The 7,322-nt window shown below is 33.5% G+C and carries 8 protein-coding genes; 6 read left to right on the forward strand and 2 right to left on the reverse strand.

Annotated elements, in window-relative coordinates; genetic code table 11:
* Nucleotides 1-405 (forward strand): ASPIC/UnbV domain-containing protein (locus ABX784_RS14285; RefSeq protein ID WP_372655736.1); only part of this gene is annotated, 405 nt, incomplete at its 5' end.
* 249 nt (nucleotides 406-654) lie between these two features.
* The gene (locus tag ABX784_RS14290; protein WP_372655737.1) at nucleotides 655-1,158 is read left to right on the forward strand and encodes a TraR/DksA family transcriptional regulator; all 504 of its coding nucleotides are present in this window, start codon (nucleotides 655-657) and stop codon (nucleotides 1,156-1,158) included.
* Between the two features lie 70 nt (nucleotides 1,159-1,228).
* On the opposite strand, the gene ABX784_RS14295 is transcribed toward ABX784_RS14290, so the two are convergent.
* Nucleotides 1,229-2,137 carry a hypothetical protein gene (locus tag ABX784_RS14295; RefSeq protein ID WP_372655738.1) on the reverse strand — a complete coding sequence of 303 codons (909 nt, stop codon included), beginning with the start codon at nucleotides 2,135-2,137 and terminating at the stop codon, nucleotides 1,229-1,231.
* A gap of 353 nt (nucleotides 2,138-2,490) precedes the next feature.
* Here ABX784_RS14295 and ABX784_RS14300 point away from each other — a divergent pair, with 353 nt between their 5' ends.
* Nucleotides 2,491-2,826, forward strand: coding sequence for a hypothetical protein (locus ABX784_RS14300; protein ID WP_372655739.1), 336 nt, complete (start codon nucleotides 2,491-2,493; stop codon nucleotides 2,824-2,826).
* Between the two features lie 36 nt (nucleotides 2,827-2,862).
* Here the strand turns inward: ABX784_RS14300 and htpG are convergent, their stop codons facing one another.
* Nucleotides 2,863-4,800, reverse strand: coding sequence for a molecular chaperone HtpG (gene htpG / locus ABX784_RS14305; protein ID WP_372655740.1), 1,938 nt, complete (start codon nucleotides 4,798-4,800; stop codon nucleotides 2,863-2,865).
* Between the two features lie 175 nt (nucleotides 4,801-4,975).
* Here htpG and ABX784_RS14310 point away from each other — a divergent pair, with 175 nt between their 5' ends.
* The 3 genes from ABX784_RS14310 to ABX784_RS14320 form a co-directional block, all read left to right on the forward strand.
* Nucleotides 4,976-5,518, forward strand: a complete 543-nt coding sequence (locus ABX784_RS14310; RefSeq protein WP_372655741.1) for an asparaginase domain-containing protein — start codon at nucleotides 4,976-4,978, stop codon at nucleotides 5,516-5,518.
* Entirely contained in the window at nucleotides 5,518-6,144 is a 627-nt protein-coding gene (locus ABX784_RS14315) for a hypothetical protein (RefSeq protein ID WP_372655742.1), read from the forward strand. The genes ABX784_RS14310 and ABX784_RS14315 overlap by 1 nt, the downstream gene beginning before the upstream one ends.
* Nucleotides 6,145-6,240: 96 nt before the next feature.
* The coding region (locus ABX784_RS14320) for an HD domain-containing phosphohydrolase (RefSeq protein ID WP_372655743.1) at nucleotides 6,241-7,322 on the forward strand (1,082 nt) is incomplete at its 3' end.

Genomic DNA, 7,322 nt, shown 5'->3' on the forward strand with positions numbered 1-7,322 from the left:
CAGAGCAACGTGAGAAAGGCCGATCTTGCTAGACGTATTTATGTCTATAAAAATATCTCTCCTCGTGAAGGAAGAAAATCTATTCGTGTTTATTTAGATGGTGTTAAGTCAAATACGCACGGATGGGGGGCGATGATAACTCTAGTTACAGAAAAATTTACTCAAAAACGCTGGGTTGATTATACTTCTGGTCCTCAACCATCTCAAAGTGAGCTTGGAACGCACTTTGGTTTAGATCTAAAGAATGGTCTAAAGAGTATCTCAGTGACCTGGCCTATCCTGGAGAAGAGACAAATTCCTTTGAAGGTAGAGTATGAGATTGGCTCTATAATATTTGGTGATCACCTGGAAGTAACTCTTTGTGAAGATGGTAGAACTCTTCAGGGACGTCGTCGCTGTAAGTAGTAACTGACTGAATTTACGTCTAAATATATCTAGTTGGAGCTATTTTGCTCTAAAATCAGTATCAAATTGTCCAAAAAAGACTTAATGACACTTAGTGTTGGTTGAAATGCTTAATAAATCTTGGCACGCTTATTGGATAGTAGGGGGTAACAGAAAATTACTAGGATGGTGATTTTCTAAAAAGAGATCAGGATGACCTCTTAGAGAAAGACACCCAGGACGGAAAATTTAAGGAAATAGGAGCATAATATGAAGACTCAAACTCTAGAAAACTTTAAAAATCTTTTTATCGAAATCAAAAGAAATAGTGTTCTTGAAAACTTAGGAAGAGAAGATCAGAACTTAACAGGTAAGTCTGGTGATGAAATTGATCAAACAACTCGTGAGCGTGACGAGCAACTAATATTAAAACTACAGGGAAGACAACGTTTCTATCTAAAGAAGGTAGATGCCGCCCTAGAAAGAATTTCCAATGGAACATTTGGTGAGTGTACGGATTGTGGAGATGAGATCTCTGAGACAAGACTGCTTGCAAGACCAACCGCTGACCTTTGTATTTGCTGTAAAGAGGATCAGGAAAGAGGTGAGGAGCATGTTCTATATGAGAAAAAGAGTCATACTCTTGGTAAGCAAATACTTACTGGAAAGATTAATCCAAGTTTAGTTAATACAAACCCTGGAGATGACAATGTCGTAAAGTTTCATTCAAGAAGTGAAATTGATAGTATTAATACACAAATTTTTGCTAGATAAATATTTTATAATAAGAAATAATTCCCCTATTTTCTCTAGAAGAGGCCCAATAGAATATTTGGGCCTTTTTTTATTTCAAAAAGTATTTACTACCATTTTTAACTCTAGGGCAGTACGGAAGTGATAGGTGAAGGTGATGTTGGTGGTTTTTGTGTTCGTGGCCAATTGAACCTTTATTCGAGCTACCTGGACATTTACTACTCGTTTCAACAATTTTATCATGCCAGCACTTTCTAAACTTTTCAAAAAATTCTTTTGCCGGAGATTTCTTTTGGTCAGATACTTTTAAAGTAACTTTTTTACCACCTTGAATATAAGATATTTGTCTAATATCAATAGCACGGTTTACTGAGTGATAACTTCTGTTAGAGTGACGTGGATCTCCCGCAATTCCTGCATGAGAAAACTTTATTGCATCAACTGCTTGATTATTACCTTTCTTATAGCCTTTTACGGCCTGTTGAACACAAGTTGAAAAGTTTTTATCAAAGAAATTTATGAACTCTTTAGAAACCTTTCTCTTTTTACACGTAGAACTTTGAGCGCCATCATCATAATTAGATTTTATACCTTTACATTCATCCCATATAACTTGTTGTTCGCCTTTTATTGAACCTGCTCCACTATTATCAATAGAAAGTGGAAATCCATTCATTTGTTCTTTTTCATGTATAACATCAACGAAATCTTCAAAAGTAACTTCATCATTGTTCTCATCAAAATCAATTTCATCATAAAGCCCATACCCACAATTAGAAGAAGGGCTATCTGGTCTTGATAGAGCTATTTGAGAAGTTGGTCCTGACATAAATGTATTTAAACTTTTAGAGAAGTCATCATCTCCAGTGTAGATACTCTTAACGAGTTCTTCATGTTGTGTTTTGGGTTTATATTTTTTAGAGAAAGGAATAAACTTACTATCAGTCTGATTTTTACAGCTGGATAAAATTAAAATAAATATAAACAAAGACTTCTTCATTGTATCCTTATCGTAAAAACCGACTAAAAAATTTAGCAAATTAATCTTATTCGTTTTATTGTAGGGTGGTGTAGCACTCTTTATGAAGTGAAAAGAGGAATTACTCTTTATCTCTTCCCAATTTAAGACGATAAGAAGATTGCAGGTCATAATTACGGTAGTTTATGGGTTATTAAGTCCTATGGGTGAGAGTAAATAAGATTTTTGTCAGTGAGAATAATAGTTGGCACTTTCTTCGTACTTTTCACTTTTAGAATATGGACCTTAATAATTTAAAGAAAGCCTTAAGCAGTATTATATTAAAAAAAAATGATGTTATTATAAGATAGAAGAAAGCTAGTTTGTGAGGATACATGAAAAAAATATTAGGATTAACTTTAATTTTTCTTACGTTTAGTATTTTGGCAGAGGAAGAGTTAAGTATACAGCTCTCTGTTTCAGGACAAAAATTATCTATTGTGAAGACATATATTGGAGAACCTGTGAGCAGGGGCCGTCAATTAGTTGTGACGACAAGTTGTTCGGAGAAGAAGACTGAATTATACAGAGACAACTTTTGTGATTTTGAAAAAATTAAGGTGGACGATAGTTCTGTATCTTTTACTGTTAAGTTCTACAATCCAGATACTGGAGAGTGTACGAGTCCTAAGAAAGAGAACGTAAATTTGAAAATTAAGAAATGTGATTAAAATAATAGGCCCAAGAGACTCTTGGGCCTAAGTTTATTAAAGAGCTAAAGTTGTTAGTTCTTGCATTAAGTCTTGAGTTCTTGTGATGAAGATCTCTTTTTCATCTGGCTTTAAGCCTTCACTTGAAATAAGTGCTAAGTCTTCAACATGATGACAAATCTTTTCTACAAGCTGATCATTTCCACCTTTTTCATGAATCTTTAAAGCATTCTGAATAAGTGGGCTTGAAGGGTTGATAACTAAAGTTTTCTTTGTTGGAAACATTCCACCTTGTTGACCCATACTCTGTGCCATTTTTGCAAAACGCTTCATTTGCTCATCAACTTTAAAGTAAGCAGGAGTTGTAGATCCTGAAAGTTTAGAGATTTCTACGTCATTACCATCTGCAGGAGCTTCTTCTCCTTCTTTTACTGGAGCTAGAATGTTGCTGAAAAGATCTTTGATTTTCATATCTTCTTCAGTTGTATTTTCACTTTCAAGAAGATTACTAAACTCAGAGTCTACCGATACAAATTGAAGAGTTTCTTCTCCGATTTTCTTTGTTTCAGTATGTTGGAAAAAGTGAGGATCAATATGATCATCACACTCGATAGCTAGAATCCCTTCAGCAAGAAGTTGCTTCTTTAAAGATGCATCTGATTTTTCTTTTTCAAAATAAAGGATTTTTCCTTTCATCTTTTCTTTGTATTTTTCTGGAGTAGATTCAAGGTACTCACCAAGAGTTAAATACTTACCATTAGAGGCCTTATAAACAACTCTCTCTCTCATAAGGTCATCAAATTTTGAATCACTTACACAGCCATATTTAATGAAGAGGTGAATGTCTTCCCAGATTGTTTCAAATTTTTGTCTGTCTTTTTTAAATAATACTTTTAATGCTTCAGCAACTTTCTTTACAACATAGTTTGAAATCTTTTGAACGTTTGGATCTCCTTGAAGAGATGATCTTGAAACGTTTAGTGGGATATCTGTTGAGTCAATACTACCTCTTAAAAGAGATAAGAAATCTGGTATTACGTTCTTAACATTATCTGAAACAAAAACTTGCTTACAATATAGTCTAATATTGTGTTCATTTTGAGGTTTTGTAGGGTTGAACTTAGGAAAGAAAAGAATACCTTCTAAAGTAAATGGGTGATCTACTTTTAGATGAATCCAAAATAGTGGATCTCCATCCATTGGGAATAGTTTTCTGTAGAACTCCTTATAGTCTTCATCTTTAAGCTCTTTAGGATCTCTTTTCCAGATAGGCTTTGTTTCATTAATGATAACCGGAGTCGCTGCAACTGCTGGAGCATCTTCGTCTACAGAACCATCGTCTTTTAATGGCTTTTGTGGTGGCTTCATTTCATCTAATACACCAATTGAATATGGCATATAGTCACAGTGGTTTCTTAATGTTTGTGTTAGTTTCCACTCGTTTAAGAATTCAGCACTTTCTTCATTTATATGAAGATAGATTGTTGTTCCAATAGTACTTTTTGTAGACTCAGAGAACGTATATTCTGTATCTCCTTCACATGTCCACTTAGTAGGAACAGAACCTTCATTCATTGAGAGCGATTCAATTTCAACTTTGTCTGCAACCATGAACGCAGAGTAGAAACCAAGACCAAACTTACCAATGATATCTTGTCCGTCTTCACTACCTTCGTCTTTTAATTTCTTTACGAACTCTTCAGCTCCAGAAAAAGCAAGTTGAGCAATATACTTTTCAATATCTGCTTCACTCATTCCAATACCGTTATCAGTAATAGTAATAAGTTTGTTATCTTTATTTACTGAGATATTGATGCTCCCTTCTGGGATTTCAACATTTAAGTTTCTAGAAAGAGTGTGTCTCTTTGTAATGGCATCTGTTGCATTTGCAACTAGCTCACGAATAAAGATGTCGTGCTCTGAGTAAAGCCACTTCTTAATAATAGGGAAGATGTCGGATGTGTTAACGGAGATATTTCCTTTTCTCTCAGTCATGTCTGCTCCTTGTATGAGTTTATTTAGTTAAATAATTACTTGTTAAATATGGTTGTAAATTCTCCAGCGTCAAGGGCACTTTCTTTACAAAGGTGCACTTTTTAAGCGATATATAGGGATAATTAATTTAAATGGGAAAAGATACTGTAAGTATCCGATATTCCAGTGGGTTTGTATGACTTCAGATATTCAAAATGACGTATTAAATATGGCGCAAGACGTAATTGTGTTAACGACTGGTGGCACAATAGAGAAATCGTATGATGAGTATGATGGATCTTTAGAAAATAAAGATAGCATCATTAAGCATATAATTTTACAAAAATTGAGAATGCCATACACGAAACTACATGTTCACTCGATTCTATCTAAAGATTCTTTAAATATGACAGACTTTGACCGTGCCATGGTTACAAAGTCACTTAAGGTTCAATTAGAGAAAGGATGGCCTATCATAGTTCTCCACGGAACAGATACTATGGCCAAAACTGCGGAACATTGTTTTGAAGAAATTAAAAATGTAACAAGTCCTATTGTGTTTACTGGTGCAATGAAGCCGATGGGGTTTGATGATAGTGATGCAAGACAGAATGTGACTGAGGCCATCTTAGCATCAAAACTATTAAAGCCTGGTGTATACATCTCTTTTCATAACAGAGTTTTTGCTGTTCCTGGTGTAAGAAAAAATAGAGATAAGAAAACATTTGAGGCCTATTAATGTTTTTAGATTCACTAAGATTCTCATTAGAAAACTTTAAAATAAATGTTCAAAAGAATTTATTCATTTTAGTTTTACTCTTTTTATTTTCTATTTTTATTGATGTTTCGAGAGAGTTTATAGGTGCTACAGGTGAAACGGCTCTGATTATACATGGCCTAGTTGAAACTATTGGAACATGTCTTTTTTACGCCCTTATTCTTAATGAGCTACTAGGCGGAAAGAAGTTAAGTACTTTAAACTTTTTCACATACCTTCGAATAAATATCTTATATTCAATTTTGTATTTGATCGGCTCAGTCTTTTTGATTATTCCTGGTCTTTATATACTCACATTCTTTTACTTTGCTCCTATTATTGCATTAGAAGGTAAGGAAGATGGAAGTTACTTTAAGAAGAGTAAAGGCATAGTGAAGAAGTCTCCATGGAGTGTCCTTGCTATAGGGGTGTCACTTCTACTTCTTATGTCCCTTGAATTTTGGACGATGGGTCTTGTTAGCGAAGCAGGAACTAGTTTTATTGTAAAATATCTAACGGTTATTTTTGTAAATCTCACGGTTTTAGTTATAGATTTATATCTGTTTAGTGCAACAATTTACCTATATAGAAAGCTCAGTTCTGTTTAAGTACTTGAGCTAATTATTTTGTAGTTAGTTTTTCTTGAGTTTAAAGACGTAAATTCCTACTGTGAGGTAGGCCTTTTTATAGTAGAATTATTACTTATGAAGGAAACTAAAGAAATAGATCTAAGTGATTCGAAATGCCTTATTTATTCTAAAAATAACGACTTTTCATATATCATTTCTGACAAAGTATTTGAATTAGGCGCAATTAATCACACTATTTTTGATGATGAATCAATCTTTCTAAATGACTTAAAGACACACTCTGTAGATTGCTTAATATTATTTTTTACTTCTTTTAGTAGAGATTCAAAGAGCCTTATAGATAGAGTTAGTAAAACTAAACCAGAAGTTAAGCTTATTGTGATATCTAAAAGTGATATTATTAAAAGTGATCACTTTGAATTTATGACTTTTGAATCATTTTTAAAAATAGCCCGAACTGAGGTAGATACTCCATATATTGCTGTTTCGATTGAAGAGAGTATGGATATGTCCTCTTCACCATGCGATATTTATATACGTATTTCTAATAGTAAGTTTGTAAAACTATTTAAAAAAGGTGTCGCAATTTCTCTTAGTGAAATTGATAAATATAGCCATAGATCAAAAGATTATCTCTTCATTAAAAAAGAAGATTCAACATCGTTCTATAAAAAAGTTATAGATGGAGTCGTTCAGAAATCTAGCTTAGGACTGAACTCAAATGAATTTGATTATGTATCTCAAATTATTAAGACTTTAGTTCCACTTTCAATATCATTAAAAATTCCTCAGAGTGTTGTTATTGGTGTCGTTGATTGTCATGTCGATGTGTTTAGAGAGCTCTCTAATCTAGCTGATGATAGTTCTAAGTTTGTTAATGAGATGAAAGATTCTGGAAGAATAAATCATATGATACTTTCATCTTTAATTTCAGCAATCATTATTAAGAACTTAGAATGGGGTAGTAATAATAACGAACGAAAAGTTATAAAGTGTGCAGCATTTCATGATATTTCTCTAAAGGTCCTGGAACAAGAAAATACAGGTCATGATACTAGTCTCAATTTCTCAAAGTATAAAATGCACCCGATTAGGAGTGCTGAGATGTTAGGCGGGCTTAGCTTTATCGACAATGATATAATTACTATGATTGAGCAGCATCATGAAAGTGGTGATGGAAGTGGATTTCCTAGAGC

Origin of the sequence: Halobacteriovorax sp. (assembly GCF_041587335.1) — a bacterium.
In the GTDB taxonomy this organism is placed as follows: domain Bacteria; phylum Bdellovibrionota; class Bacteriovoracia; order Bacteriovoracales; family Bacteriovoracaceae; genus Halobacteriovorax.

Bases quoted from the DNA above. Each gene is read 5' to 3' on its own strand.
- ABX784_RS14300 (WP_372655739.1), top strand. From the start codon at position 2,491: ATGAAAAAAATATTAGGATTAACTTTAATTTTTCTTACGTTTAGTATT.
- ABX784_RS14315 (WP_372655742.1), top strand. From the start codon at position 5,518: ATGTTTTTAGATTCACTAAGATTCTCATTAGAAAACTTTAAAATAAAT.
- ABX784_RS14310 (WP_372655741.1), top strand. From the start codon at position 4,976: ATGACTTCAGATATTCAAAATGACGTATTAAATATGGCGCAAGACGTA.
- ABX784_RS14295 (WP_372655738.1), bottom strand. From the start codon at position 2,137: ATGAAGAAGTCTTTGTTTATATTTATTTTAATTTTATCCAGCTGTAAA.
- ABX784_RS14290 (WP_372655737.1), top strand. From the start codon at position 655: ATGAAGACTCAAACTCTAGAAAACTTTAAAAATCTTTTTATCGAAATC.
- htpG (WP_372655740.1), bottom strand. From the start codon at position 4,800: ATGACTGAGAGAAAAGGAAATATCTCCGTTAACACATCCGACATCTTC.